2 protein-coding genes are annotated in these 608 nt (G+C 69.7%); both read right to left on the reverse strand.

The genetic code is table 11. The features are described from left to right. Positions 1 to 202 (reverse strand): LacI family DNA-binding transcriptional regulator (locus tag G3I78_RS46945; RefSeq protein WP_164436722.1); only part of this gene is annotated, 202 nt, incomplete at its 3' end. Positions 203 to 312: 110 nt separating this feature from the next. Next, positions 313 to 608: hypothetical protein (locus G3I78_RS51490; protein WP_203616490.1), on the reverse strand; the 296-nt coding region annotated here is incomplete at its 5' end.

Below are 608 nucleotides of genomic sequence, written 5' to 3' on the forward strand. Positions count from 1 at the left end.
CCTTGAGCAGCCCGCGCGCGAGCGCGTTGGGCGCGAAGGACAGCCGCTCGGCGGCCTCCAGGACGCGCAGGCGCGTCTCCGCCTTGACCTGGTCACGCCCGTTGATCGCCTTGGACGCGGTCGCGATGGACACGCCCGCCAGGCGTGCGACGTCGGTGAGGGTCGCCGCGCGCGGCGTGGCGCTCCCGCTCTGGGTCGTCATGAGGCCGTTCCCCCTCCTGCCGGTGCGCTGCGCTGCGCCCTCGGCGATCGAGCCGTGATCGAACTGTAACCCGCTGCCCTGCTTGACGAGACTACCGCGCTGCCATACATTCAGAAAACCTTTTCGGTTGGTTTCGGTGCTGGCGACGTCGCGAGCACGTTGCTCGCGGATGACGCCAGGACATCGAACACTAGCCGCCTGAGGGGAGGGTCGGCCACGTGGAGCGCGCTGCAGCGCGACACGGAGACCGAAAACGTGTTCGCCCACAGCGCGGGCACGGGGCACAGGTGCAACGGCTCGAAGACGAGCACGAGGAGACACGAGATGAAGAACCACCGCGGGGCCTCGTGGAAGAGGTCCGTGGCCACGACGACGCTCGCCGGCCTCGTCGCGCTCGGGCTCGCCG

Origin of the sequence: Streptomyces sp. SID13726 (genome assembly GCF_010548375.1) — a bacterium.
Classification (GTDB): domain Bacteria; phylum Actinomycetota; class Actinomycetes; order Streptomycetales; family Streptomycetaceae; genus Streptomyces.